28 protein-coding genes are annotated in these 23778 nt (G+C 35.0%); 19 read left to right on the forward strand and 9 right to left on the reverse strand.

The window, feature by feature from the left end; translation table 11 throughout:
- Positions 1-192 precede the first annotated feature (192 nt).
- The 4 genes from BHX94_RS11195 to BHX94_RS11210 all read left to right on the forward strand — a co-directional run bounded on the left by BHX94_RS11195 (position 193) and on the right by BHX94_RS11210 (position 4163).
- Positions 193-600, forward strand: coding sequence for a YwiB family protein (locus tag BHX94_RS11195; protein ID WP_157742250.1), 408 nt, complete (start codon positions 193-195; stop codon positions 598-600).
- Entirely contained in the window at positions 600-2258 is a 1659-nt protein-coding gene (gene argS / locus BHX94_RS11200; protein ID WP_111746716.1) for an arginine--tRNA ligase, read from the forward strand. The genes BHX94_RS11195 and argS overlap by 1 nt, the downstream gene beginning before the upstream one ends.
- Before the next feature lie 101 nt (positions 2259-2359).
- Positions 2360-3223 (forward strand): heme/hemin ABC transporter substrate-binding protein, encoded by an 864-nt coding sequence (locus BHX94_RS11205; RefSeq protein WP_111746718.1) that lies wholly within the window; start codon positions 2360-2362, stop codon positions 3221-3223.
- On the forward strand, positions 3213-4163 hold the full coding sequence (locus BHX94_RS11210) for a FecCD family ABC transporter permease (protein ID WP_170120833.1): 951 nt from the start codon (positions 3213-3215) through the stop codon (positions 4161-4163). Before BHX94_RS11205 ends, BHX94_RS11210 begins: the two co-directional genes overlap by 11 nt.
- Here BHX94_RS11210 and BHX94_RS11215 read toward each other — a convergent pair.
- Positions 4153-4668: an NUDIX hydrolase gene (locus BHX94_RS11215; protein ID WP_111746722.1), complete on the reverse strand. Its 516-nt coding sequence runs from the start codon at positions 4666-4668 to the stop codon at positions 4153-4155. The genes BHX94_RS11210 and BHX94_RS11215 overlap by 11 nt on opposite strands.
- Positions 4669-4740: 72 nt before the next feature.
- On the opposite strand from BHX94_RS11215, the gene BHX94_RS11220 reads away from it, so the two are divergent.
- The 5 genes from BHX94_RS11220 to BHX94_RS11235 all read left to right on the forward strand — a co-directional run bounded on the left by BHX94_RS11220 (position 4741) and on the right by BHX94_RS11235 (position 8028).
- Entirely contained in the window at positions 4741-5415 is a 675-nt protein-coding gene (locus tag BHX94_RS11220; protein ID WP_111746724.1) for an HAD family hydrolase, read from the forward strand.
- On the forward strand, positions 5416-6126 hold the full coding sequence (locus BHX94_RS11225; protein WP_111746725.1) for a hypothetical protein: 711 nt from the start codon (positions 5416-5418) through the stop codon (positions 6124-6126).
- Positions 6127-6137: 11 nt separating this feature from the next.
- On the forward strand, positions 6138-6908 hold the full coding sequence (locus BHX94_RS11230; RefSeq protein ID WP_111746727.1) for an alpha/beta fold hydrolase: 771 nt from the start codon (positions 6138-6140) through the stop codon (positions 6906-6908).
- A gap of 95 nt (positions 6909-7003) precedes the next feature.
- A complete protein-coding gene (locus BHX94_RS12910) occupies positions 7004-7144 on the forward strand; it encodes a hypothetical protein (RefSeq protein ID WP_170120834.1) in 141 nt (46 codons plus the stop codon).
- 149 nt (positions 7145-7293) lie between these two features.
- Positions 7294-8028 (forward strand): class I SAM-dependent methyltransferase, encoded by a 735-nt coding sequence (locus tag BHX94_RS11235; protein ID WP_111746729.1) that lies wholly within the window; start codon positions 7294-7296, stop codon positions 8026-8028.
- Between the two features lie 59 nt (positions 8029-8087).
- On the opposite strand, the gene BHX94_RS11240 is transcribed toward BHX94_RS11235, so the two are convergent.
- The 5 genes from BHX94_RS11240 to BHX94_RS13220 form a co-directional block, all read right to left on the reverse strand.
- Complete coding sequence (locus tag BHX94_RS11240; RefSeq protein WP_111746731.1) at positions 8088-8387, reverse strand: DUF2316 family protein; 300 nt, start codon at positions 8385-8387, stop codon at positions 8088-8090.
- A 181-nt stretch (positions 8388-8568) separates the two neighbouring features.
- Positions 8569-8829, reverse strand: coding sequence for a hypothetical protein (locus BHX94_RS11245; protein WP_111746733.1), 261 nt, complete (start codon positions 8827-8829; stop codon positions 8569-8571).
- Between the two features lie 24 nt (positions 8830-8853).
- Positions 8854-9342, reverse strand: a complete 489-nt coding sequence (gene nrdG / locus BHX94_RS11250) for an anaerobic ribonucleoside-triphosphate reductase activating protein (protein WP_111746735.1) — start codon at positions 9340-9342, stop codon at positions 8854-8856.
- Positions 9339-11198, reverse strand: a complete 1860-nt coding sequence (nrdD, locus tag BHX94_RS11255; RefSeq protein ID WP_111746736.1) for an anaerobic ribonucleoside-triphosphate reductase — start codon at positions 11196-11198, stop codon at positions 9339-9341. Before nrdD ends, nrdG begins: the two co-directional genes overlap by 4 nt.
- Positions 11199-11621: 423 nt before the next feature.
- Positions 11622-11735, reverse strand: coding sequence for a hypothetical protein (locus BHX94_RS13220; RefSeq protein WP_379875399.1), 114 nt, complete (start codon positions 11733-11735; stop codon positions 11622-11624).
- 147 nt (positions 11736-11882) lie between these two features.
- Between BHX94_RS13220 and BHX94_RS11265 the strand changes: the two genes are divergently transcribed.
- From BHX94_RS11265 to BHX94_RS11280, 4 genes are all read left to right on the forward strand, one after another.
- A complete protein-coding gene (locus BHX94_RS11265; protein WP_111746738.1) occupies positions 11883-13043 on the forward strand; it encodes a Rho termination factor N-terminal domain-containing protein in 1161 nt (386 codons plus the stop codon).
- A gap of 84 nt (positions 13044-13127) precedes the next feature.
- Positions 13128-13379 carry a hypothetical protein gene (locus BHX94_RS11270; RefSeq protein ID WP_111746740.1) on the forward strand — a complete coding sequence of 84 codons (252 nt, stop codon included), beginning with the start codon at positions 13128-13130 and terminating at the stop codon, positions 13377-13379.
- A gap of 389 nt (positions 13380-13768) precedes the next feature.
- Complete coding sequence (locus tag BHX94_RS11275; RefSeq protein WP_111746742.1) at positions 13769-14269, forward strand: hypothetical protein; 501 nt, start codon at positions 13769-13771, stop codon at positions 14267-14269.
- 12 nt (positions 14270-14281) lie between these two features.
- Positions 14282-15238 (forward strand): cation diffusion facilitator family transporter, encoded by a 957-nt coding sequence (locus tag BHX94_RS11280; protein ID WP_111746744.1) that lies wholly within the window; start codon positions 14282-14284, stop codon positions 15236-15238.
- 41 nt (positions 15239-15279) lie between these two features.
- On the opposite strand, the gene BHX94_RS11285 is transcribed toward BHX94_RS11280, so the two are convergent.
- Positions 15280-15558: a hypothetical protein gene (locus BHX94_RS11285; RefSeq protein ID WP_111746746.1), complete on the reverse strand. Its 279-nt coding sequence runs from the start codon at positions 15556-15558 to the stop codon at positions 15280-15282.
- Between the two features lie 350 nt (positions 15559-15908).
- On the opposite strand from BHX94_RS11285, the gene BHX94_RS11290 reads away from it, so the two are divergent.
- Together BHX94_RS11290 and BHX94_RS11295 are read left to right on the forward strand one after the other, a co-directional pair.
- Positions 15909-16145 carry a hypothetical protein gene (locus tag BHX94_RS11290; RefSeq protein ID WP_111746748.1) on the forward strand — a complete coding sequence of 79 codons (237 nt, stop codon included), beginning with the start codon at positions 15909-15911 and terminating at the stop codon, positions 16143-16145.
- 129 nt (positions 16146-16274) lie between these two features.
- A complete protein-coding gene (locus tag BHX94_RS11295; RefSeq protein WP_111746750.1) occupies positions 16275-17414 on the forward strand; it encodes a TcaA NTF2-like domain-containing protein in 1140 nt (379 codons plus the stop codon).
- Between the two features lie 65 nt (positions 17415-17479).
- On the opposite strand, the gene trhA is transcribed toward BHX94_RS11295, so the two are convergent.
- Entirely contained in the window at positions 17480-18148 is a 669-nt protein-coding gene (gene trhA / locus BHX94_RS11300; RefSeq protein WP_111746752.1) for a PAQR family membrane homeostasis protein TrhA, read from the reverse strand.
- A gap of 506 nt (positions 18149-18654) precedes the next feature.
- On the opposite strand from trhA, the gene BHX94_RS11305 reads away from it, so the two are divergent.
- A complete protein-coding gene (locus BHX94_RS11305) occupies positions 18655-19701 on the forward strand; it encodes a LysM peptidoglycan-binding domain-containing protein (protein ID WP_111746753.1) in 1047 nt (348 codons plus the stop codon).
- Between the two features lie 36 nt (positions 19702-19737).
- Here BHX94_RS11305 and BHX94_RS11310 read toward each other — a convergent pair whose 3' ends face one another.
- Complete coding sequence (locus tag BHX94_RS11310; RefSeq protein WP_170120835.1) at positions 19738-20298, reverse strand: thermonuclease family protein; 561 nt, start codon at positions 20296-20298, stop codon at positions 19738-19740.
- Positions 20299-20375: 77 nt separating this feature from the next.
- On the opposite strand from BHX94_RS11310, the gene BHX94_RS11315 reads away from it, so the two are divergent.
- The 3 genes from BHX94_RS11315 (at position 20376) to BHX94_RS11325 (ending at position 23725) form a co-directional block, all read left to right on the forward strand.
- Positions 20376-21047: a helix-turn-helix domain-containing protein gene (locus BHX94_RS11315; protein WP_242446696.1), complete on the forward strand. Its 672-nt coding sequence runs from the start codon at positions 20376-20378 to the stop codon at positions 21045-21047.
- Positions 21044-22015, forward strand: a complete 972-nt coding sequence (locus BHX94_RS11320; protein WP_111746759.1) for a YeiH family protein — start codon at positions 21044-21046, stop codon at positions 22013-22015. The genes BHX94_RS11315 and BHX94_RS11320 overlap by 4 nt, the downstream gene beginning before the upstream one ends.
- Positions 22016-22246: 231 nt before the next feature.
- A complete protein-coding gene (locus BHX94_RS11325; protein WP_111746761.1) occupies positions 22247-23725 on the forward strand; it encodes an EVE domain-containing protein in 1479 nt (492 codons plus the stop codon).
- Positions 23726-23778 lie beyond the last annotated feature (53 nt).

The raw sequence follows: 23778 nt of genomic DNA on the forward strand, positions 1-23778 counted from the left end.
TCATATCATCAATTTTGTGACAAAAATGTGACTTTGATAATCGTGTAGATTTTCGGTTGTAATTTTTGCTTAACATTAGTAAGATATGAGTAGCTATAAAAATAGCTAGGACACTAAAGAAAGCAGGTATTTTTATACCTGCTTTCTTTAATTTTATGCAAATTTTGTTATAATCATTAGTGGGTGATCAACTTGAATATAGAGATTCATATAAAGCAACAAATCACAAATAGTGAAGGTACGGAGACATTCGATTTAATTACTACAGGCACACTCATAAAAAAGGCACATACATATATTATGTATAAGGAAACAATCGATGATATCCTGACCGATGTACGTGTTAAGGTTGAGGATGAACGGGTGCGTATTAATCGAAAAGGTCAACTGACGTTAGATTTTTTGTTTGTCCCATACGAGACAACACAAAATATGTATCACCTGGCTAATCAAAAAACTGTTATGGAAGTTACAACCAATCAAATGTTCATCGAGTCTGATGAACATTCCGGTAAAGTTTACATTCAATACACAATTGTGAATAATCAAACTGTCTTAGGCAGTTATACATACGATATAGAATATAAGGAGCGAGTATAATGAACATCGTACAACAGCAAAAAGAAACATTAATCGAAGAAATTAAACAGGCGATATTAAAAGCAGCACTTGTTACAGAAGTACCGGAAATTAAAATTGAAATTCCAAAAGACACTAAAAATGGTGACTATGCAACAAACATCGCCATGGTGTTAACGAAACACGCTAAAAAAAATCCACGTGAAATTGCACAGGCAATCGTAGACCATTTAGATGTTAAAAAAGCGGATGTCACTAAAATTGATATCGCAGGTCCTGGATTTATCAACTTCTATATGGATAATGCATATCTCACTGGTATTATTACGGAAGCGTTAAATAAAAAAGATAATTTCGGTAAAGCAGAGCAACCTAAAAATGAAAAAATCTTAGTTGAGTATGTTTCGGCGAATCCGACTGGAAGCTTACATATTGGTCATGCAAGAAACGCTGCAGTGGGTGACACTTTATGCAACGTATTATCTGCAGCAGGATATGATGTATTACGCGAGTATTATATCAATGATGCTGGTAAACAGATTGAAAACTTAGCATATTCTATTGAGGCACGTTATTTCCAGGCATTAGGTCAAGAAATGGCACTGCCTGAAGATGGATATCATGGTAAAGATATTATTGAAATTGGTAAAAGGTTAGCTGCAGATCATCCTGAATACAAAGATGCTGACAAAGCTGAGCGTATTAAAGCATTCCGTAAACTAGGATTAGATTATGAGATGGATAAGCTTAAAAAAGATTTAACTGAATTTAATGTTCATTTTGATAACTGGTTTAGTGAAACTTCACTTTATGAAAATAAAGAAATTGATAAAGCATTAGATAAGATGCGTGAAAATGGTTATTTATTTGAAGAAGATGGTGCAACGTGGTTACGTACAACTGAATTTGGTGATGATAAAGACCGCGTACTGATTAAAAAAGATGGCAGTTATACATACTTCCTTCCGGATATTGCGTATCACTACGATAAGATTGAACGTGGTTTTGATACGTTAATTAACTTGTTTGGTGCAGATCATCATGGTTATATTAACCGTCTAAAAGCATCACTTGAAACTTTTGGCACAGACTCTAAACGTTTAGAAATTCAAGTGATGCAGATGGTACGTTTATTGCAGGATGGCCAGGAAGTTAAGATGAGTAAACGTACAGGTAACGCAATTACGTTACGTGACATCATGGATGAAGTAGGCATTGACGCAGCACGTTACTTCTTAACGATGAGAAGCCCTGACTCACACTTTGATTTCGATATGGAACTTGCAAAGAGCGAATCTAGTGACAATCCAGTATACTACGCGCAATATGCACATGCGAGAATTTGTTCGATCTTACGTCAGGCAGCTGAAAATGATATCACACCTTCTGCTGACGCAGACTTTAGTTTAATTACAAATGACAAAGCATTTGAATTGTTGAAACGTATCGCTGATTTTGAAACGGCAATCGATCAGGCAGCAGAAGCACGTGCACCACACCGCATTACAAATTATATTCAGGATTTAGCAGCGCATTTCCATAAATTCTATAATGCTGAGAAAGTATTAACAGACGACCTGGAAAAGTCAAAAGCGCATGTAGCGTTAATTGAAGCGGCAAGAATCACATTACACAATGCTTTAACATTGATCGGTGTTTCAAGTCCTGAAAAGATGTAATGCTTAAAAGAGTAGCGTTTACTAACGTTACTCTTTTAGTATTTTGTAAGAAAGATATTGCATATGGTATAATTATACAAAATTGAATTGATGGAGGATTTATGAAGAAAACGTTATTTATACTCTTAATGACTATACTTTTCATTGTTTCAGGCTGCAATACAACAGACAAGGTACAGCAGTCTGACACACAAGAACGTATTATTTCACTAATACCGAGCAATACTGAAATTCTTTATGATTTAGGTGTTTATAAAGAGATTATCGGAGTTTCCACAGTTGATGATTATCCTAAACAAGTGAAAGATAAAGAAAAGTTTGATGGGATGAAGCTTGATTATGAAGCGATATTAAAAGCGAAACCTACAATTGTCTTTGCACATCAATCGATGGAAAAAGCACAGGAGAAGACGTTACAAAAGTTGAAATCTAAAGGCATCAAAGTAGTCGTCGTTCAAGATGCTAATTCATTTGATTCGCTATATAAAAGCATAGAACAAATTGCTTCTGTCACACATAAAGAAGCAGAAGGTAAAGCGATGATAAAAGATATTAAACGTCAAATTCAAGAGACTGCGATTAATTACAAAAAGGATGTCCAGGGTAAAAAAGTATTTCTTGAAATTTCATCACACCCCGACATTTATACAGGTGGAAATCATACATTGATGAACGATTTACTGAAACAGCTGGGTGCAGTCAATATATTTAGTGGTATAGAAGGTTACCAGGCAGTGAGTACGGAAGCAATCGTTAAGAAAAATCCGGACATCATTATTTCTACGAGCGGGCTGTCAAAAAAAGCTTTAATTAAAGAAGTAAAATCAAGGAATGGATTTAAGCATGTTGAAGCCGTAAAACAAAATCAAATCTATGCAGTTGATCCGGATACTGTATCACGTCCCGGACCAAGAATTGCACAAGGTATGGAAACCATTGCACAAGCTATCGCAAATGAAAAATAACATTATCGTATTAACACTTATTCTTATCGTGACATTGCTATCGCTCTTTTACGATGACTTTGGATGGCTGGACGTAACGGATTCAATGGGTAAGACAATTTTACTGGAGATTAGACTGCCGAGAATTATTACGGGTATGCTCGTCGGTATCATTCTTTCTATTACTGGTTATGTGTTTCAGACCGTATTAAATAACTATCTTGCGGATAGTTTTTCGTTAGGACTTGCAAGCGGTGCAAGTTTTGGGAGTGCACTTTCCATCGTACTGGGTTTAAGCATTACGATGACTGCGATGTTTAGTATTATATTCAGTATGATTACGCTCATGATAGTAATTCTAGCAAGCTTAAATCATAAATTTAATTCACAGACGACATGGATGATACTAATCGGTATGTTGATTAACTTCTTCTTTTCTAGTCTCGTATATGTGTTAGTGCTGATGTTTCCGGAGAAATCATCAAACATCATGAATTATTTGTTTGGCTCGATAAACTCGGTAAGTTTTAAAGATATTATGATTTTATTACCATTAACTATTGTTGGCATGATGATTATTTATTTTTTGCAGCAGCAAATTGAAATACTCGGTTTAGGACAAGACCGAGCGATTGCACTTGGTTTACGAACGAATACAATCATCTATATTTTGCTTATTACGACGAGTATTATGTGTGCTGTACTCATTAGTATGACAGGTATTATCGGATTTGTAGGTATGATTATCCCGCCATTTGTAAAACTGAATTTTAAAGGGAATCATCATGCGAAGCTGAATCTGACAATACTTCTTGCAGTATTACTCGTCTTAACGGGAGACTTTCTGGGTAGAGAAATGCTTTATCCAGTACAGATTCCTGTATCAATTATGATGTGTTTAATGGGTATGCCGCTATTACTATGGATTATTATGAAACAAAACAGAAATACTATAAACTGAAATATTGCATTAAGCTCGCTAAAGTAAGCGCATTGGTGATTTCGCCATGCGCTATTTTTGTTTTTAAATCTTTAATTGGCACGAGCACGACTTTGATATCTTCAAACATTTCTCGGGAAATAGTGTCTCTTTGTGTGCTGTTGGACACTAATACGGTCGTTAATTGATTCGTAAATAAAGCTGGATTCGGGTGCATAACGCCAATCACTTGCGCCTCGCCGATATATCCTGTCTCCTCACTGAGTTCTCTTCGACCAGCAATTAATGGAGGTTCGTCTCTATCCACAATGCCGCCAGGTAATTCGAGTACGTAATCTTCGATGCCGATACGAAATTGCCTGATCATAACGATACAATCGTTATGTATTGCGATAATATTTACCCAATTTGGAGCTGCGATTTGATAAAATTCAGCACTTTGTGCCTGATAAGTAAATTCTGTCGTATTGACTTGAAATACACGGTAATCAGTCGTATTGATGATTTGTCTTTTATGCCAGTCCATAAGTCACCTCGTCATTTTAGTCGATTTAATTTTAACAGATAGGCTATACTATTGTTAACTGGAGGGGGTTTCATGGAAAGAGCAATCATATTTGATCTTGACGGAACATTACTTGATCGAGAACGTTCGTTACGCTTATTTTTAGAAGATCAGTTTGAAAGATATAGAGCGTATTTTACGCATGTACAGAAAAATGACTATATCAATTATTTTATAGCATACGATGAACATGGTTATGTGAAAAAAGAGCGTGTATATAAAGCTTTGCTTAATCAACTTGATATTCATTACATCGAAAAGAAGGATTTACTGCTAGATTATGATTTAAATTATCCGAAGTTTGCTACAGGTTATCCAGATGTAAAAGATATTATTTCGAGAATTCAAAATAGAGGATTAAAAATAGGTATTATTACAAATGGTAAGGTATCACACCAAAGTTATATTATCGATATTTTGGGTATAGAGAAATATGTTTTAGAAACGTTAATTTCAGAGGCAGTAGGTTACAGAAAACCAGAGCCGGAAATATTTATGATGATGTGCGATAAGCTGGGTGTTAAACCAGAGGAATGTATTTTTGTCGGTGACCATCCGGTAAATGATATCGAAGCGGCGCACCGTTTAGGGATGAAGACAGTATTTAAAGATAATCATTATTTTAAAGCACCGAGTGAAACAATGATGGACTATCAAATAGAGGATTTATCAAAATTATTTAATATTATAGGTGAGGAGACGATATAGATGAATGTCGTATGGAAAGATGAAACAGTTGCAGGCGGTATATTCGAGACAATCAATGTTGAAGGGAATTCAGTAGTTAATTCAAGTGTTGAGGCCAATGAATTAATCGTTGAGAAAGAAAGTGTATTAAAAATTGAAGGTAAATTAAATGTACCTTATTTGAAAGTGTATGGTGAATTAGTTGTTGAAGGTACGCTTGAAACGAATGAGCTTGTAATTGGTGAAGATGGCTATATTGCTGTAGAAGATGAAGCGGTTATCGGCACAATCGATAATAAAGGAACGCTTGATTTAAAGCGTGGTATAAAAGTGGATGATATTCAAAATAAAGGTTCATTTATTGGAATGGGACCAGTAAAAGCCATAACATTTCAGTCTAATGGATCATTGCGTCTGGATGAAGAGCTGAATGCAGAAAACGTTACAATTATTGTAGCTGAAGTAAGTAATATTCGTTATATTATATGCGACGAACTTACGGTGAAAGCCGAACGAGAAAAGCTCATCTTTAAAGATGAATCATCAGTACTTACAGTACGTGAAATCGATGCGGTAAAAGCAAGTGTAGAAAATGTAGTTTGTGATCTACTACGGGCAGATGACGTAACGATTAAAGAGAATTGTTCGATTAAAGTCGTAGAGTACGTTAATGATTATGGATACGACGAAGCTTCAGATGTATTAGAATTTGCAAAAATCAAGAGAGACTAGAGGGATAGAGAATGGAACTGGCATTGACGAATAATGATATCGCGATTCATTATGAACTGATTGGAAAAGGGTATCCTCTGGTGATGCTACATGGCCAATTTATGAATACAACGATGTTTGATGATTTCGATACGGTATTTATGAAAAACTTTCAAATTATTAAAATAGATCTGCGTGGCCACGGATTTAGTGATAAACCGTTAGAAATTCAGATGGATGATTATGTAGAAGATGTATTGACTGTTCTGGATCTTTTATATATTAAAGAAGCACACTTTTTAGGATTTGGACTCGGTGGTTCTGTAGCAGCAACGATTGCTTCTAAATATCCAAAGTATGTAAAAAAATTAATATTAATCAGTACTGGGATTAGAAGTTACTATGAAGCTGAGCGTGAATTTCATAATCAATATGCGAGTATACTAAGAACGATGTCACGCAAAGAACGTAACGCTATGCTGGATGACTATATGTTTAAAGATGCTAAAACTGTAAAAAAATATTATAAGAAGATGAAAGATACACAAAGTGGTATGACTAAACAAGAAGAGGATGCGGTCATCCTCTCTACTGTTGATTATAACCCTCAAAAGCTTGATGTGATTGAAGTAAAGACGCTCGTGATGAGCGGTAGATATGATGAGTTAGTACCGGTTGAAGAAGCTGAAGCGCTCGCTGCACTATTACCTGCCAGCAAATTGTCAATTTATGAAAATAGTGGCCATGGGTTGTTATATGAACAATACGATGATTTTGTAAAAGAGGTTAAATTGTTCCTTTAAAACGAGTTACAATCTGATAGCGTTATGTTAAAATATGTGAGTACTGATAATATTATGGTGTACAATCTATTGAGGATAACGTACAAAAGGAAGCAATGTTTGAACCAGATGCTACAAACGAACCACCAACGAGTGAGTCGTCATCTCTAGAGATTGTCGTTTATACAGCAAACGGTAGTGAAGCGTTACCGCTAAGTGATTCACTGGAAGTTAAGAAGTGTGCACCATTGAAATAAAGATACTTATTACACAAATGTGATGAACAAACAGTGAAAATCATTATGATTTTATTGTTTGTTCTTTTTTGAAAGATTACTCAAAAAACTTTATAATCTATTATAATTTTGATAAAGTAAATGCTAATAAGATACTTAAAGGAGTGCCTATGGACAATAATATGTATGATAATCGGTCATTGTTCGATAAATATAGTGAGATGGAACGCTCAAAGAAAGGTTTAGAAGCAGCAGGAGAATGGGAGAGCTTTAAAGAAATGCTTCCCGAGTTAAATGGTGCTGCTGTGCTAGACTTAGGTTGTGGTTACGGATGGCATTGCCAGTATGCTGTAGAACAAGGCGCAGAGAAAGTTGTCGGAATCGATATTTCGGAAAAGATGTTAGAGCGTGCCCAGGCACAGCCGGATGCAGATAAGATTACTTTTATTAATCAGTCGATGGATGAATTAGACTTTGAACCACATGAATTTGAAGTAGTAATGAGCTCATTAGCGATACATTATTTGCCGTCATTTAAAGATGTTGTTGAGCAGGTTAAGAAAGTATTAACGATTAACGGTACATTTATCTTTAGTGTAGAACATCCTGTATTTACAGCTGAAGGTAGTCAGGACTGGATCTATGATGAGGCTGGTAATAAATTGTTCTGGCCGGTAGACAACTATTATAAAGAAGGCGAACGTGAAACGCAGTTTCTTGGGGAAGAAGTAAGGAAATATCATCGAACACTTTCACATTACTTAAGTGTGCTGATTGATAATGATTTCGTGATTAAGGGCATCTCTGAACCTGAGCCAAGTGAAAAACTATTAGATGGAGTGCCTGAGATGAAAGATGAACTGAGAAGGCCGATGATGCTTATTATTTCTGCACGTAGAAAATAATGCATATTGTGTTATAAATAAAAGAGGAGAGATAAGCTTAAGCTTGTCTCTCCTTTCTATTATCGTAAAAACCAATAATCGGTTTTCATACCTTTTAAATAACTATATTCTTTCGGCGTAATTCCGTGTGTACGAAGTTCATCGTTGATAAAATCTCTAACATCCCAAACGAGGTGAATAAATTCATTCGTTGGAAGTATTGTAGACATTTGCGAATTATCGATATTTAAAATTGCTGTAATATCCTGAGATGTTAAATTAAAATGTTCTGCGATTGTTGCAATAGATAACGTCGCATCGTTTAAGTGAGCGTATAATTCTGTGCTTGTAACTTTACGTTCTTCAACTGATAGTGACATGTTCATCCTTCTTTCTATGTGTAGAAGGTTATTATAATACTTTTAATGTAAAACACAAGGTATTTTTTACTTTAATGTGATAAATTCTCCACAACTTTCACTTTTGAAGGATACGTTGTCATTAAATCATTAATAAAATTAAACTGTGTTTGTTTCGTACCGTTATCAAGTGATGATTGCATTAAAGGTACAATTTTGTAGCCGCCAGCGTTATAATCACCTTCATTTTAACCGCTTCAAATACTGGATTAAAGTCATAACCATTTGCCGTCTGTGCATGACGTGCCACATGACCATGAACGAGTACGTCACCGATTGATTTTAAGTTCGCGACGCCGTCTTGTGCTTCGGGTATTTGATGATCAAGTACAGCTGTAGGTAGAACGAATTGTGATGCAGTTAATACAGAAAGTGCAAGTGCTTTAATTTGATATTTATCCATTGGTTAAACTCCCATAAAATGATATTAATTACATTTATTTAAATAATGGATACGTTGATTAAGTGACCCGCGAAACTTTAAGTTTGGCTGAGATAGGCTGTGGACATATGGACCGTCAACAAGTACATCGATATCATTTAATACTTCAGCCAGCACTGGCGTATTATTAATATACTCGATCATATATCCTGACCACATCCATATATCTTTTCTATCACCGAATTTCTTTCTGAATGCTGAAATAAGTGGTTGAATAACAGCTAAATTATCTAACGGTTCCCCACCAAGTAGAGAAAGTCCGCTTATATAATCTTTATCCAGCAAGGTTAATATCTCCTCGATTTTCTGTTCTGTGATGCGTTCTCCATTATTAAATGACCAGATACTTGCATTGAAACACGCTGGACAATGAAAGTGACAGCCGGATACATAGACAGACACACGCATACCTGTACCGTCTGTAACGACACAATTCATTATTTTAGCAACATATCCCATGCCTTCATACGTCATAATAAATCATCTCTTGTCGACATATGTTTGACACGCGTGGCAATTTCAATTTGACGTCCTTTTACCATCGGACGTTTTAAAGGCTGGCCGAGATAACCGCAAGTACGTTTGACCACATCTGTCGTTTCAGGATTATTGTTTCCACACTCAGGACAGACATGTCCTGTAGCCGTCGGTTGAAATTCACCTGAATAACCACATTCAAAACATTGATCAATCGGTGTATTCGTACCGAGATAACCGACACGTGAATAAGCATAGTCCCATACCGCTTCTAACGCTTCGGGGTTATGGATAATCGGCGGGTATTCACAATAATGAATAAATCCGCCTGTTGAATAACGCGCGAAGTCTTTTTCAAAATCAATTTTTTCGAAAGGTGTTATATTTTTGCGTATATCATAATGAAATGAATTTGTATAATATCCTTTATCGGTCACGTTTACCACAGGTCCAAAGCGTTTAAAATCGAGCGTACAGAAGCGGTCCGTTAAAGATTCACTTGGTGTGCCATATACACTGAACTGAATATCATATTGATTAGTTAAGTCATCAGCATATGATTTTATCGTCTTTAATATATTTAATATAAAGTCAGAAGCATCTTTATGATGTTCCCAGTCTTTCTCAAATAAATGTGCGCCAACTTCGTATAATCCGATATAGCCGATACTGATGGTGCTACGACGATTTTTAAACAATGCTGATATGTCTTCGTCGGCATGTAGTCTTTTACCGAACGCACCATATTGATAAAGTATAGGGGCATTTTGTGGGAGCGCATCTATTAATCGATTAATTCTAAAAAGACAAGCATCACGTACAATATCCAATCTTTGATGTAACATGGTCATAAATGTATCCGGGTTATTACTTAGTAATGCAATCCGAGGTAAGTTAAGCGTTACGACACCTAGATTGAAACGACCATTGTTGATAAACTGTCCATCTTCCTGATAAGCATTCAGGAAACTTCGACAACCCATCGGTGCTTTGAAATCTCCAATCATTTCTGTTAACGCCTGATAATTTAATACATCAGGATACATGCGTTTTGTAGCGCATTCGATAGCCAATAGTTTTATCGCATAATTTGGATCAGTCTGTTTTAAATTCACTCCGTCTTTTAAACTGAAGACAAGCTTTGGAAATATTGCAGTCGTTTGATCAGCACCAAGCCCTGCAATACGCGTTTTTAATATTGCACGTTGAATCATAACACTGTACTCATCCGTTCCTAATCCAAAGCCGAAAGTTACAAACGGTGTTTGCCCGTTACTTGTATATAGTGTATTAATTTCATATTCAAGCGACTGGATGGCATCACCGATATCTTTTTCGGTCATTTGCTGGATATATTGTTCCTGTTTATCTTGCTGGACATACTTTATTGCAGTTTGACGATGTTTTTCTGCATTTAAGACAGCATAAGGACTTAGCACTTCATCGATACGATCTACTGAGCATCCTCCATATTGACTGCTGGCGACGTTAGCGATAATTTGTGCAATCTGAGCTGCAGCAGTTTGAATCGATTTTGGTGATTCAACTTTTGCGTTACCTATCTTAAAACCATGAGCCAGCATATTTGGAATATCAATTAAACAGCAGTTCGTCATCGGCATATAAGGATGATAATCTAAATCGTGGAAATGAATATCTCCGTTCAAGTGAGCATGTTTAACATGTTTCGGTAGCATATCAAGGCCGAGTGATTTAGCAACAGTACCGGCTGTTAAATCACGCAGTGTATTAAAGACATTCGCATCCTTGTTTGCATTCTCATGAACGACTTCCGGGTGTCTATTTATTAAACGTTCTAAGCTATCCTTCAAATCAGTTGTTTCTGTTAACATTTTATCACCTACTATATATTGTGTTTGCAATTAAATATTAATACTATATATAGCATTTGTGTACAAAATAGTAGTGAATTTGAAAAGATGTCATATTTACAACGAAGCTATCTGGTTTTAAGAACATGCGGTGTGAGAAAAGTTACAAAAAAAGCCGAACACAATGTTCGGCTGTGAAAATATTATCCTTTTAGAAAGTCTGGTGCTTTATAGCTAGGGTTTGGATATGTATAGAACTCCTCTCCTGTCCCAATCATCCAGGCTCTATCAACCGTTTCAGCTGAATGTAATAATGGCACAAGTAAAGAATTTAATATATAGCCAGGTTGTTCTTTACAATTTGATTGTATTTTGGATCTGTTGTATCGTGGCTCATTACTTCCGCAATATTATTTTGCCAGATATAATTAGCGAAGTGCAACGCTAAAAAGCGATCTGGCGATCTGTAAAATCACGAAAATCGCTTGGCATCATCGTTGAAGAATTTGTTAAGAAGATGGTTTTCTCTGGTGCGATACCTTGAATGCTTTCATACAACTTTTGTTTAGTTTCTAAAATGTATGTTTATGTTAAATTAGAAAGTTTAATTTTTACTTAATCATTGGTAAAATAGAATAAATATTAATAAAAATAAATGCTTTTAAAAAGGATAGCAACAACTTATAGAACCGTGGGGGACTTACTATGACAAACGAGTTAAATATCGACATCGCAGCACAGGAAGAAAAAAAGAAATTAGTAGCTGAAAAATTTAATGACAATACACTTGATATGTATTTATCAGCGCTATCTAAAGAAGCGTTAAAAAATATATGTCGCAACCTGGGTATTAAAGGTTACTCTTCTAAAAATAAAGAAGATTTGATCAGCTTAATTACCGAAGCTTATTTTGAAGATGATCAAATGCTAGGTAAGATGCTGGAAACATATGATAGTAACTTTAAAGTCGTGTTAGATGATATCACAGCACAAGAAAAGAACTACATAGTATATCATCATGATATACCGGATGAAGTTTTCTTATTTTATGCAGATGACACTGAGCTATTGTTCATTCCTCAAGATGTAAAAGCGCATTTTAATGCGTATATTCAAGCACATCCAGCATTTAAAGAAGAAATTGATAAGATTCATTTCTATCGTAGCGCATTAAATTTATATGGCTTTGTAACGTTGAAACATTTAGCAGTGTTAAAAGAAAAGTATTTCAATGTACAAATGACTGAAGATGAAATCCGTGAAGAGCTTATTACAGTGATGCCTGAGTACGAAGCGCTGATTAAAGATGGCAGTGTTAAACATAAAGAGCTTAGCAATATTGATATCGATTTAAAATTTTTAACCGAACAAAAAGAATACTTTATTCCTAAATATGAAGATTATAAATTATATACAGAACATTTCTATATTGAGCCGACGCAAGACATTAAGAATTTAGTTGAATATATCGAAGCAGGAATCACTGAAGATTTCCAGGGAACAGACACAGGGAAATTAATTATTAATACAATCTTGTTCGGATTACGTGCCAACGAAACACCGGAACAAATTCTATTACATATTGATAACGTAGAGAAGAATGGTTTCGTTAAGTTTGATGATCGTGAAAAGTTGACTGAACTTATTGCAGCCGCATTAAATACAGCAAGATTATGGATGCTAAATGGACACACGCGCAATGAAGTAGAAAGTAAAGTACAAATTGAACAAGGACAATCTCAGGTTCAACCACAGGCACCAGTACAAACAGTGAAAAAGAAGAAACCAGTACAAGTAAAAAGAAAAACGAAAAAACGTGGTAAAAATAGAAACGTAGCACACGTAGCGAGATTGAATAAACATTAATTGGTATGGAGATAAGCGTATAACTAGAGCGATATAGCGTTTGATGTTATAGTGTATCGTAACAAACATTTAGAGGTGAACAACTTGAATAGAACTAAAGAAACAACAGTTTGGGGTCGCATGTATAACATATTAAATATTGCCGTGGTAATATTAATCATTATCCGACTAATTACTGATATGAACTTTAATATGTTAATCATATGTTCATTTGCAGCTTTACTTGTACTTGGACTACTGGATAGTTTAGACCGCAACGCATGGCGTGAGAATATGTTCCGTCATATATTTGATCTTATATTGCTTGTATTATTTGCAGCACTTTATTTCGGATAATATACAAATTGTCATCAATAAGACTTCAATGCTATTGAAATAAGTTCCTTATTCAACTTATAATGAGGAATATTATTAAATAGATTGGAGTCTTTTTATTATGAAGAAAACAAATGTGTATTTTAATCACGATGGTGGCATGGATGTGTCGGGAAGCCCGAACTTGTAAAATCAAAATTGGTGAATCACCAATTTCAGCAACAAAATCCAACTCGAAATTGGAGTGTCACCAATTTCGTCCAACCATCACCAATAAACAAGTCCGATATCCACACGATATCGGACTCGTTTTTATATACTTAATTACTAATAATCGTTATCAGTACAATAATGTAGCACAATACATTTTTACTTGATACACTATATAAAAACTGCATAGGAGAACGATAATGTTTAATATATTTAGGAGGAAACAGGAAAAGACAAACGATATGTTAACTGTTCTAGGGGTTGATGATCGCGTACGTGGTACTGCAGGTGAGGAATATGTGCATCACGAACAGCAAATCACTGAACTGATTAAGCCGATTACAGAAGTTGAAGCGAAGACGACAATCGACGGACTGCCAAATAATATTTACTGGATGGTTGGGCATGTCATTGTAGAAAATGAATATCGTTTAATACCGAACGCTGCTAATACTGAAATTGCTGGATTAGCAAAATATTTTAAATCGGGAACGAGCCCTGATGACTTTGATGAAGATATTCCTTCGTTTGATACATTGAAGTTATTGCTTCCACTTCAGACGAAACGTCTATTAGGTGGGATTTGCGATCGTGACGAACTATATATTAAGAATGACGATATCGAATTTGCTGCCAACCATATGACGCTTCATCTCGGGCAGCTTAAAACGATGCATCAGCTTATAATGAACAAAGACTAGGGGGTAAATTTTATGAGAAAACAATTAGAAAGTCCAACATACTTTCATCACGTTGAACATTTAAAACATCAGCAAGGCTCTAAACGCACACTATGGGCATCACTTTACATCACATTATTCTTTACGATTGTAGAAATTGTCGGGGGGATATTATCTAACTCACTTGCATTACTATCTGACTCAATGCATATGATGAGTGACGTATTAGCATTAGGATTATCGATGCTTGCTATTTATTTTGCATCAAAAGCACCAACAGCTAAATATACATTCGGATATTTACGTTTAGAAATATTAGCAGCATTACTTAACGGCTTAGCACTTATCGTCATTGCATTAGGTATCACATACGAAGGGATTATGCGTATTTTACATCCGCAAACAGTTGATGTTAAATTAATGCTGATTATCTCTACAATCGGACTTATCGTCAATATTATCTTAACAATCATCTTAACCCGTTCAATAAAAGGTGAAGACAATATAAATGTTCAAAGTGCACTTTGGCATTTTATCGGAGATTTATTAAACTCAGTGGGTGTTATTGTTGCAGTGATCATCATCTACTTCACACACTGGACTTTAATTGACCCAATTTTAAGTATCATCATTTCAATTATCATTTTCCGTGGAGGATATAAGATTTGTAAAAATACTTGGGGGATTTTAATGGAGCGTGTGCCAGATGGATTAGATACTGATGAAATTATTCAGACGATGAAAAATCATCCGGCAGTTGTTGATGTGCATGAATTCCATCTATGGTCAATTACAACTGATCATCCATCAATTACAGCGCACGTTGTTGTTGAACCTTCAACAGATGATAAGAATTACCAGGTCATCGATGAACTCTCAACAATTTTAGCTGATAAATACAATTTAAAGCACTCAACCCTTCAAATCGAACATCTGGAGAAAAATAATCCGAACAATGCATATTTTGAAGAGGTTAAATATCACGAATAAAACCGTGTGCAGCAATTGCTGTACACGGTTTTTATAGATAATTATAATAGCTGATCTTTTGGAAAAGGCGATACATCTGATAACTTATATACATTATGACTAATATATTGTAGCTCATCCAAATAAAGGGTAATATAGCGTAGAAGACGTAATAATGTCAATTCATCATTATTTGTTTCCATAATACGATCATAATTGAGTTTTCTACAACGGAGACGCATAAATGTAGGGGCCTCATGATACATGTCATTCTGGTAAATAGAACATGTCCATCTGTGATTGAAACGATCGAAGATTTCATAGTTGTTTAGTGCGTTCAAGATGTATCCCCCCTTTATATTAAATTAAATATATCACGTTCATTGTTTGAATAATACAATAATAAATTACAAAAAAAAATAATAATTAATTTCTATTTACTATTAAATTGCATGATTGAAATCAAGTGGTGGGTAACAAATATTGAAAACTTAATGAATTAATTACTTTATACGATTTATAAAATTAATTTAAATTAAATTTATCATAATGTGAAAATAATAGTTAATTTTATTTCATATAGATAATATTGTAAAATAAATATTTCAAATTCATTTGACATAACATACAATAAAGAGGATAACATAATAATCGATTTGCTGGCGGTATTTCTGAACAAATGAGTTTCCGGGTGATTAAGGATAAGTGGGGAGACTTCTCAGATCATACAACGATTAACCAAAAGAAATATTATATCTTCGGCAATGCTGGTATCAATTTTAATAAACAGTTAGACGATAAGAGCACAGGTGCTGAAACAGCAAAGGATATGGTAATTATCCCTCCGTACATGTTGTATCAGGATGTTCTTGCATTTCATTTATCAACAAATAAAAAAGAAGTAGAATATGTTGAAAAATTAAAATAAGTGATGCCCCTACAAATAGTTGTAGGGGTTTAATATTATATCTGAAAGCATGAAAGAAATTTTCGCGAAGATAGATTGCTTTTTAGAGTATTCATACACTTCTATGGTAAAATAAAGGAAAATAACTGAATGGATGGTGTAGTCGTGCGTATATATAAATTAATATTTGCGGTAATGTTGTCCTTTGTGCTTGCGGCATGTAATGATGCACAACAAAACAAAGAAGAAACGAAATCTACTGAAACATCAAAAGTGAAGTCAGACAGCCCTGAAGCAACAACAGAGCAACCATCAAGTGAAGCGCAGTCTGATAAAGATAAGAAGAAAGAAGCACAATCAAAGAAAAAAATAAAACAAACAAAAAAATCTACTAAAGCTAAAGTGACGAATACAAACGAAACGGCAGTGAACTTAAAACAGCTGACGCACCAAACGATGACCGATTATTTAAATGCAATGCCGAATGCATTTAATCAACGTAATTATAGTATGATTCGTCCCTTTATAAAATCTAACTCTAAAGCTGAAGAATATATATTAGCGAAATTACCAACAGGAAGTTTTGATAACTATCGTATTACCGCTCAGAGCATAGATCAAATTGATGTTAGAAATAGATATACGCATGCTATTGTTACTCGTACGCTATCATCAAATGCCACAGGTGGACAATTGAAACGCGTGATAACAGTGTTTGACTTCTACTATAATAAACAAACGAAAAAAATGGAGCTATATGATTTTAACGATAAAGCAATATTTGATGTACAAGATAACGCTCCAGCTACACCGAAAACTTCTTCGGTTCAACCAAAACAGCCAACACAACAAGCGAAAGGTGATGCAACGACATGTATTCAAACAAGATTGCAATCAAGTTGTGAAGGTGTTAGTGATACACAATTACGTAATGTATACAACACAATGGTGAGTGCAGGTAATTTACCTCAAGCAGCGGACAATGGATGTATTACTTGTACAATTAAAGCAGCTTATCAGTTAAAAGATCAGCCGGTCGCTTCTCAAGTAAAGGTGAAAAGTTTACCTCAAGCTGTTCAAATGGCATCCGATAAATACCGCAAAAAGGTAGAAGATTATTATTCTGAAATGGATATCGCAATTGTTGGTGGTGAACCGATAAACGGTAAAGATATTCAGGAAGATTTAGGTGGAAAGTACTATAAAGTTAAAGCGATAGATATTCAGTCGAAAGAACTATTACAAACATATAAAGTATATATTCAAAACGGGAAAATAATCGCAGAATAAATTATATTTTATAGATACAAAAAACGTCAGAAATTAATCTGACGTTTTTTAATTTGTGATTTATTTTACTGGATAAAATATAGTAATGCGACGAAGTGACAAAGTGCACCGGCAAAGATAAAGAAATGCCAGATCATATGGAAGTAATGACGATGTTTTTGTGCATAGAACCATGATCCAACACTATACATCACACCACCTAAAACGATAAAGGTAATAAACAACCAGCTCGCTTTAGTAACGAGCGCCGGAAATAGGAGGATACCTAACCATCCCATAATCAGATAGATTGCAAGACTGATTTTAGGATTAACATGTTTTGCGGTCGATTTATAAACGATACCTGCAATCGTAATAACCCATTCGATAATCATGATACTGATACCTAACTTACCACCCACTAGACTTAAAGCCACAGGAGTATAAGTCCCCGCAATAGCGATATAAATTAAAGAATGGTCGATAATGCGCATCACGTATTTATGAATCGACTTCGGAGGCATAAGATGGTAAATCGCTGATGATAAGAACATAAGAAAGATGCTGATTAAAAATACACTGATACCAAAGGCAAATGTTGTACCATGTTCGATATATGTCTTGATGGAAAAATAAGGAAGGGTGAGTAAGATAAGCAAAGCGGGCACACCATGAGATACCGAGTTGCCTACTTCTTCACCGAATTTCAATTCTTTTATATCTCTGAAATTATAGTTAGGTGCTTCCGGTTTCATCTGATCATTCCTTTAGTATGTGTTTTTATTTTATTCTAACATATAATTAATCATTATATGATTTTAGACTATTCGTAAAAAATAAATAAAAATTTGTCGATATCAATGATTAATTTACTGAAAATTCTAAATTTACAGCGATTTGTTACAGTTATGTTACAATGTAAAACTGAATATATTATTTAATTAATTAAGTGTTTTAAAGCGCTTTCAAACGTTGATATATCAGTGTTTTATTGAAATGGCAAACCAATCTTTAATTGTTAAGTGAAATATAAAAATTGTCGAAACTAATAAAAAGAATTTTTATATCAATGCATTACCGAACACTTGGAAGTATTGGTATAATTCAATTGAACACAACTTTGTTCAAAAAGTGTTCGTATTTCAAATAAAAATTATTACTTATTACTTAATAATCATTTGAAAGAAAACTGTAATGTCGAAAGCACTATAAATATGCAATAATAAATTTATTGAAAAAGTTTGTCAAGGAGGAACAAAATTTGAAAAAGAAATTAATTTTCGCGGTTACAACTGCATCAGCTGCGGTTGCTACTTATTCACATCAAGCAGAAGCAGCAGAACATAAAGTACAACCTGGTGACTCATTATGGTCTATCGCCAACCAATATAATACTTCGATTAATCAGTTAAAGTCGTTAAATCAATTATCATCAAATTTGATTTTTCCTAACCAAACTTTAAAGGTATCGGGTGAAGTAACACGAACAAATACGAAAACTTCAACGACAAATGTGAGCCGTCCACAAAATGGTACAAGCACGGGTAATATACATGTAGTTCAATCGGGTGAGAGTTTATCGATCATTGCAGCAAAATACAATACATCTGTAGCACAGATTATGAAATTAAATAATTTATCTGGTTATTTAATATTCCCGAATCAGAAATTAAAAGTAAAAGGGGCAGGAAGTACAACTATTCGTGTGACAACGACATCTACAAATTCAGGCACAACTGGTGCAAAAGTACATATAGTGCAACGTGGTGATTATTTAGCGAAGATTGCCAGCCGATACGGTGTTTCAATCCAGAGTATTAAACAATGGAATAATCTTTCATCAAATATCATCTACTCAAATCAAAGATTAATCGTTAGTGGGAATGCAGTTGCCGCTACTATTCCGACAAGCCACGTGCAAAAAGCACCTGCTAAAGTTGTAACAACACCAGTAGTCACAACAACACCGGTATTTGCACATGCTAATTTGTATGACTACGGTCAATGTACATGGCATGTATTTAACAAACGTGCTGCAATCGGAAAAGGTATTTCAACATATTGGTGGCATGCCTACAATTGGGCAAGTGGTGCGCGCAAAGATGGTTACACAGTAAACAACACTCCGGCAGTTGGTTCAATTGCAACAACTACTGATGGTCCATATGGTCACGTTGCATTCGTTGAACGTGTAAATGCAGATGGAACTATTATGGTTTCAGAAACGAATTATTTGACGCCTTCAGGTGTTGTGGGCTATAGAACACTTACATTATCTCAAATGAGCAGATATCAATTTATACATTAAAGAGGAGAGACAATTGTCTCTCCTCTTTAATTATGTCTATTTAAATAAATCTTTTATGCCTTTAATCAAACCATCGATTGCAGCATCTAATATTCGATGCAGTGCTTCGCGTATTTGAAGACCGATATCAGTTTCAGCTTTGCGTGCTTCAGCTGTACTATTAAAGCCTTCTCCGTCTGTATTGACATAACCTTTAATCGACCAGATCTTCAAACCTTGCTGTTTCGCCTTTTTTTCGGCTTGTAACAATCTGTCTAGATAATCCTTTTGCTGATAAACATAACCAACACGTGCATAACCTTGCTGAACGAGTAGTTCATTAATCATCGTATTGCCACAATATAGATAAACTAAATCTCTGCCGTAACGGTCTTTCTTACCTTTCGTGTCATACTGAATCTTTAAATCACATGTTTTTACAATAGATTCTGTAAAGCGTGCCGCTTCAATCGCATACGGTTGAACTGGTGTGTTAGGCTTTTTAGATTCAGGCGTATCAACAAGTAGTAATCTTACTGTCTTTTTTCTGTTATTTACTTTTACAGAAATAGTATCGCCGTCAATAGCGCGATCAAATTTTGCATCAATCTTAGGCATGTCTGTTTGAAACATGCTCAAATTTATTGTTAAAGATAAAGCAGATAATATCAAAATAAACCCTCATTTTTTAAAAGATGTTTCTATTATACACAAACGTATGTTCTGTTTCAAATGAGCTAGTGCTTTATCAAGTAATACTTGTTCGTTATAATGAATGTAACAAAGTAAAGCAGGTGAAGGTGATGAAAGAAATACATGATATTGTTGCGCATAACTTAAAGATGTATCGGACTGATAATGGGTTAACTTTAGATAATGTATCGCGACGTACAGGAGTTTCAAAGACAATGCTTTCGCAAATTGAGCGAGGAGATTCTATCCCATCAATTACGACGGTGTGGAAAATAGCGAATGGCTTGAAGATAAGTTTCACATCATTAATCAAGTCTCCTAATCAAAAAGTAGATATAAAGAAAAAGTCAGGATTAATGGAGATGACCGGAGATGATGGAAGATATCGTTTATACCCGTTCTATCCATTTGAAAGCGGACACCCATTTGAAATGTATCAGTTTGAAATTGAGCCAGGTGGGGTATTCGCAGCAGAAGCCCATCAACCCGGTGCTGAAGAATATATTATGATCTATGATGGCATGCTCAATCTGAAAGTACAGAATGAAGATTATCAAATTGGAAGTGACATGTCGATTCGCTTTGATGCGGATGTCCCTCATGTGTATACCAATATTGGTGATGGTATTGTTCGTGGTACAATGACTATTTATTATTCGGAGCAAATGCTATGAAAAGGCATGGAGTTATCTTATGTAGTATCATCGCAGTCATTGCGACACTACTCGGACAATTGTTTCCGATTATCGGTGGTATTATCTTTAGTATTATTCTTGGCATCATCATCAGCAATGCAATAAAGCTACCTGATAAATATCAACCAGGTATTAAATTCGCTTCCAAGAAAATATTACAGTATGCCATCATTGTAATGGGATTTACGCTTAATTTAAGAGTGGTGATAGAAATGGGATTATCATCATTACCTATTACATTAACGACGATAACAGCAGCGTTACTCACGAGCATATGGTTAGGGAAAGTTATGAACATCGGAGAAAATATTAGAACATTAATCGGTGTGGGGACAGCCATTTGTGGTGGCTCTGCAATCGCAGCAGCAAGTCCGATTGTGGATGCAAAAGAAGATGAAGTGGCATTTTCATTATCGACGATCTTTCTATTTAATATTATTGCGGTGTTCATCTTCCCGGTTATTGGACATACAATTGGCTTAAGTGATATTGGATTCGGTCATTTTGCGGGCACAGCGATTAATGATACGAGCAGCGTCGTTGCAGCTGGATATGCCTATTCTGAAACAGCCGGGGACACCGCAACAATCGTTAAACTTGTTAGAGCGCTGATGATTATACCGGTCTGTCTCATACTAGTAATGATACAACTTAAGAAAAGCGAGAAGAAAGCATTTAGTATTAAAAAAGTATTCCCGTGGTTTATTCTATATTTCTTTCTGGCAAGTGTAGTGACTTCAATTATTAATTTGCCTGAAGCAATAATTTCGTATATAAAAATGCTATCAACCTTTATGATCAGTATTGCGATGGCAGGCATCGGGTTATCGGTGAGTATCAGACAATTTAGAACAATCGGAATAAAGCCGGTATTATTAGGTGCAAGTGTATGGTTTGTTGTGGCCTGTATAAGTCTAATAATGCAATGGCTATTACACATTTGGTAGGAGTGTTGAGATGATCAGGAAATTTATTTTGTCGTTTATAGCTGGATTAATTGTGCTACTTTTACGAAGTGATAAGAAAGCAGAATAACTATTAAGAGTCCTGTAAAGGGCTCTTTTTTACGCATATACTTCAGTAATCAGTTTAAAACAATTAATTTAATATAAAACGCTATCATACCCATAAAATCTTTACTATAATAAAGTTAACTGAGCAAACAGGGGGAAATATTTGTGAACTACTTTTGGTTGAATTGTGGATACAATAGATTTAATCACTTCGAAGATTTAATGGGACAAGTTTCAGTGTTCGATTCCACAGTACACTTTAACCCAAATGAAGGATATACAGCATTTAAACGCGCTATGCCGGGAGATAAAGTAATCTTCTATCAAGTGCAGAATAAAATAGGGATTCTTGGAGCAGGTTCTGTCTTTAAAGTGGAAGAGCCGAGACGTGGTCAAATTAAAATCCATTTTAAATATGATGAAAAGCTTGCACCATTTACGAAGGAATATCTTATTCGGGATGAAGCGCTTAAACAAACGATTAACGGCATGAAAGAGCAACTGCTCAATCCATTATCTGAAGAAGAGTATGACAAGTTGCTACGCGTTGGTCGAAATGAAGAAAAGATTAATCGCTATTTTCTAATGAAAGAAGATATAGATTTTAAAGCCGACGAAACGTATACGATTTATGTATGTAATATTAATGGTGTTAACAGAAATGGATTTAAACATTACGGGCAGATGCAGCCAGAGGATAAGGTAATTATTTATAAGACAGCACCTGAACGTGGTATTTACGGAACTGCTAGCGTAATAGAAGGAATGCAACAAAATCAACCGATTCCAGGAAGAACTGACAGCACAGCAGTAAAGATAAAATATATAGAAGACATTACGCCACGTACCATCTATGAACTAGACCGTGAACCACAATTACGTGCGCAATATTTCTTACATGAGAAGTGGAATGAGTCGATTACTGAGATAACTCGTATACAATATGAAGCGTTCCTCAATCCATCTGAAGAAACACCGCCTATCTCAACTTCTATACAGCAAACGATTGAAGCAGCAAGCTACTCAGCGAAGAAAAATATGCACAGTGCACATAAGCAAGCACAAGCAAGTGATATGTTAAGTCCGATACACGGATTAAATAAACCACGAAATAATACCCAGCAAGCATTACCGAATGAAACAAATAAATTGTATACACCATCAGAACCGTGGAAGATGATATACGTATTTAGCTTACCAGAACATTTTAATGGGATAGCAACTGCTATTAAGTATTTGCAGCTAAAACGGTCACAACTCAAAGTTTTTACTGCAGGAAATGATTGGACGATTGGTAATTTATATGGACAATACGTTAAAGAAGAAGAATATACAGTGCTTCACCAAGGTATTATTACTGAAGCGCTATCAAGTGCTGTGCAATGCGATTTATTAATAGAAGATTTTGATCAAATAAGTGCAGGACAACTGAAACCATTAATTCACGCTGCGCAAGGTGAACATGTGTCGTTACCGATTATGACAGAACTTACACGCGCGACATTAGGGCAGTCAGAAGCGGCAACGTATCAATTGCATAAAGACTTTAAAATCGTTGCAATTACAACGCAATCAATAGAAGCATTTAAAGCGCAGTATCCAATTTATATGCACCCATATATGAAATTTTATGCATATAATTAATAATTAAATATAATTAAATATGACAAAACAATTTTTATTTATTAAAATAATAT

The sequence above is a fragment of the Macrococcoides bohemicum genome (assembly GCF_003259675.1).
Lineage (GTDB): Bacteria > Bacillota > Bacilli > Staphylococcales > Staphylococcaceae > Macrococcoides > Macrococcoides bohemicum.

Coding starts and splice junctions, on each gene's coding strand:
- argS (WP_111746716.1), top strand. CDS start 600: ATGAACATCGTACAACAGCAAAAAGAAACATTAATCGAAGAAATTAAA.
- BHX94_RS11205 (WP_111746718.1), top strand. CDS start 2,360: ATGAAGAAAACGTTATTTATACTCTTAATGACTATACTTTTCATTGTT.
- BHX94_RS11210 (WP_170120833.1), top strand. CDS start 3,213: ATGAAAAATAACATTATCGTATTAACACTTATTCTTATCGTGACATTG.
- BHX94_RS11215 (WP_111746722.1), bottom strand. CDS start 4,668: ATGGACTGGCATAAAAGACAAATCATCAATACGACTGATTACCGTGTA.
- BHX94_RS11220 (WP_111746724.1), top strand. CDS start 4,741: ATGGAAAGAGCAATCATATTTGATCTTGACGGAACATTACTTGATCGA.
- BHX94_RS11225 (WP_111746725.1), top strand. CDS start 5,416: ATGAATGTCGTATGGAAAGATGAAACAGTTGCAGGCGGTATATTCGAG.
- BHX94_RS11230 (WP_111746727.1), top strand. CDS start 6,138: ATGGAACTGGCATTGACGAATAATGATATCGCGATTCATTATGAACTG.
- BHX94_RS12910 (WP_170120834.1), top strand. CDS start 7,004: ATGTTTGAACCAGATGCTACAAACGAACCACCAACGAGTGAGTCGTCA.
- BHX94_RS11235 (WP_111746729.1), top strand. CDS start 7,294: ATGGACAATAATATGTATGATAATCGGTCATTGTTCGATAAATATAGT.
- BHX94_RS11240 (WP_111746731.1), bottom strand. CDS start 8,387: ATGTCACTATCAGTTGAAGAACGTAAAGTTACAAGCACAGAATTATAC.
- BHX94_RS11245 (WP_111746733.1), bottom strand. CDS start 8,829: ATGGATAAATATCAAATTAAAGCACTTGCACTTTCTGTATTAACTGCA.
- nrdG (WP_111746735.1), bottom strand. CDS start 9,342: ATGACGTATGAAGGCATGGGATATGTTGCTAAAATAATGAATTGTGTC.
- nrdD (WP_111746736.1), bottom strand. CDS start 11,198: ATGTTAACAGAAACAACTGATTTGAAGGATAGCTTAGAACGTTTAATA.
- BHX94_RS11265 (WP_111746738.1), top strand. CDS start 11,883: ATGACAAACGAGTTAAATATCGACATCGCAGCACAGGAAGAAAAAAAG.
- BHX94_RS11275 (WP_111746742.1), top strand. CDS start 13,769: ATGTTTAATATATTTAGGAGGAAACAGGAAAAGACAAACGATATGTTA.
- BHX94_RS11280 (WP_111746744.1), top strand. CDS start 14,282: ATGAGAAAACAATTAGAAAGTCCAACATACTTTCATCACGTTGAACAT.
- BHX94_RS11295 (WP_111746750.1), top strand. CDS start 16,275: ATGGATGGTGTAGTCGTGCGTATATATAAATTAATATTTGCGGTAATG.
- trhA (WP_111746752.1), bottom strand. CDS start 18,148: ATGAAACCGGAAGCACCTAACTATAATTTCAGAGATATAAAAGAATTG.
- BHX94_RS11310 (WP_170120835.1), bottom strand. CDS start 20,298: ATGCCTAAGATTGATGCAAAATTTGATCGCGCTATTGACGGCGATACT.
- BHX94_RS11315 (WP_242446696.1), top strand. CDS start 20,376: ATGTTTCTATTATACACAAACGTATGTTCTGTTTCAAATGAGCTAGTG.
- BHX94_RS11320 (WP_111746759.1), top strand. CDS start 21,044: ATGAAAAGGCATGGAGTTATCTTATGTAGTATCATCGCAGTCATTGCG.